This is a genomic window from Mycobacterium sp., assembly GCF_036488105.1.
Classification (GTDB): domain Bacteria; phylum Actinomycetota; class Actinomycetes; order Mycobacteriales; family Mycobacteriaceae; genus Mycobacterium.
Genome location: NZ_DASXHW010000346.1, coordinates 1 through 1,949 on the forward strand (window position 1 = coordinate 1; position 1,949 = coordinate 1,949).

Below are 1,949 nucleotides of genomic sequence, written 5' to 3' on the forward strand. Positions count from 1 at the left end.
TAGCCCGAGTTCCGCGGATACGCGTAGAAGCCCTCACCGGTCTTGATGCCGAGCTTGCCGGCATCAACGTAGGACTGCAATAAGTCCCGCGGACCCTTGGGTAGCTGCGGGAACTCGGCGACGTAATGGTTTTCGATGTCCAGAGCGACGTCGAGGCCGACCAGATCCATCAATTGAAAAGGCCCGGCCGGCGCGCCCAGGTTGAGCTTGTACATCCCGTCGACATCTTCCGGGCGGGCCACCCCCTCGGCGACCACTGCCAGCGACTCACGCTTGATCGCCGCCCACACCCGATTGAAGATGAAGCCGGTGCATTCCTTGCGCGCCTCGAACGGGTAGACGCCGAACTCGGGAAGCACGGCCAGCAGAGTGTCGAGCAGGCCGCGGTCGGTCTCACCGTCCGACATCAGGTCGAGGCCATTCACTTCCGGCGGCATGTAGAAGTGCGTGTTGCACAAGCGCGTCTTGTCGCGCACCTTCTCAGCGATCAGACGCGAGGGGTAGGACGACGAGTTGGTCGCGAAAATGGTGTCGGGCGGGGCTGACTTGTCGATGTCGCCCCACAGCGGAATCTTGATCTCGAGTTTTTCGGGGGCCGACTCCACAGCCAGCCACGCGCCGTCCAGCGCCTCGGCGAGAGATGTCGTGGTGGTCGCGACGCCTTGTTCACCGAAGCCGCGATTCTCGATGACTCTCGGAAGGGCTTCGGCCACATACTGTTTCGCGGCTCCAAGCTGCTCGTCGCGGCGGGCGTAGATTCGCACGGTTCCGCCACGGCTGGCGAACATCAGCGCGATCCGCCGTCCCAGCGTCCCCGCGCCGATCACCGCGACCGGACGGTTCCGGATGTCATCGAACGTGTATGTATACGAGGCACTCACACACGCATGCTAAGTCCGGAGTCGCGCGCCCGGAATCGTCGCCGACGGACAAAGTTGTGCGGACCGTTGTTCGCGGCCGACAACTAGAGCAGCGTGGCTTGTTCGGGCTGCGGCTCGGCGGGCTCCAGCAGTTCTGGGCCGTTGTTGCGGATGTTGTTGACCAGCGTTGAGATCTCCCGCATTTCGATGCCGTCGACGCTCGGCGGGGCGGCCAGGAAGTCCAGGTCGGGCGGAGCGTCGGGGTCCAACCAGCGATCCCAGTCAGGCGCGGGCACGATCAGCGGCATCCGGTCGTGGATCTCGGCGAGCCCGCCGACGGCATCGGTGGTGATGATGGTGCAACTCAGCAGCGGCGTGGCGTCCTTCGCGGGCTTCCACACCGACCACAGCCCGGCCATGAACAGCATCTCGCCGTCCGCGCGATGCAGAAAGAACGGCGTCTTGCGGGCTTTCTTACCGGAGTCGGTATCGCCGTTGGCGCGCCATTCGTAGTAGCCGTCCATCGGGATCAGGCAGCGTTTGGATTTGGCGCTCGCGCGAAACGCCGGCGAGGTGGTGACCTTCTCCGCCCTGGCGTTGATCAGCAGCGGACCCTTGGACTCCGGTGCACCGTCGGACCCTGCCTTGGCCCACGGCGGGATCAACCCCCAGCGCATGGACCGGACGCGCCTGGTGGGCTCGTCGTCGGGTTCGTCGTGGCGGCGGACCACCGTGGTGATGGTCGTGGTTGGCGCGACGTTGTAGTTCGGGCCCGTCGACTCGGCGGCGCGCGCCTCGTTGATCGCCTCGATCTTTTCGGCCAGCGCCGCCGGGTCGGTGGTCACCGCGAATCGTCCGCACATATCTCCATGGTGCCAGCCGAACTCTGACCGGCTGACGATCAAAAGGTATTGCTACTGATTGGGCGGGTCCGAGTTTCCGCGAAGAAGTTCGTCGGGGTGGTGGGCGTGGTTGATTTCGGGTGGCCCGGTGCCGTCGGTCCAGCCCAACCGCCCGTTTTTCATCACCTGGGTCCGCAGTTCACCGCGGCTCGCCATACCGTGATTCGGGCAGCACGCGAAGTGCAGT

2 protein-coding genes and 1 pseudogene are annotated in these 1,949 nt (G+C 64.9%); all 3 read right to left on the reverse strand.

All coding sequences use genetic code 11. The annotated features are described in order from the left end of the window. Positions 1-881, reverse strand: an 881-nt coding sequence (locus VGH54_RS18560; RefSeq protein ID WP_331513545.1) for a 3-hydroxyacyl-CoA dehydrogenase family protein, incomplete at its 3' end; no start/stop codon positions are given. Positions 882-964: 83 nt separating this feature from the next. Further along, positions 965-1,723 (reverse strand): SOS response-associated peptidase, encoded by a 759-nt coding sequence (locus tag VGH54_RS18565; protein ID WP_331513546.1) that lies wholly within the window; start codon positions 1,721-1,723, stop codon positions 965-967. Positions 1,724-1,774: 51 nt separating this feature from the next. Continuing rightward, a pseudogene (locus tag VGH54_RS18570) lies at positions 1,775-1,949 on the reverse strand (HNH nuclease); the annotation flags it as partial.

Bases quoted from the DNA above. Each gene is read 5' to 3' on its own strand.
- VGH54_RS18565 (WP_331513546.1), bottom strand. From the start codon at position 1,723: ATGTGCGGACGATTCGCGGTGACCACCGACCCGGCGGCGCTGGCCGAA.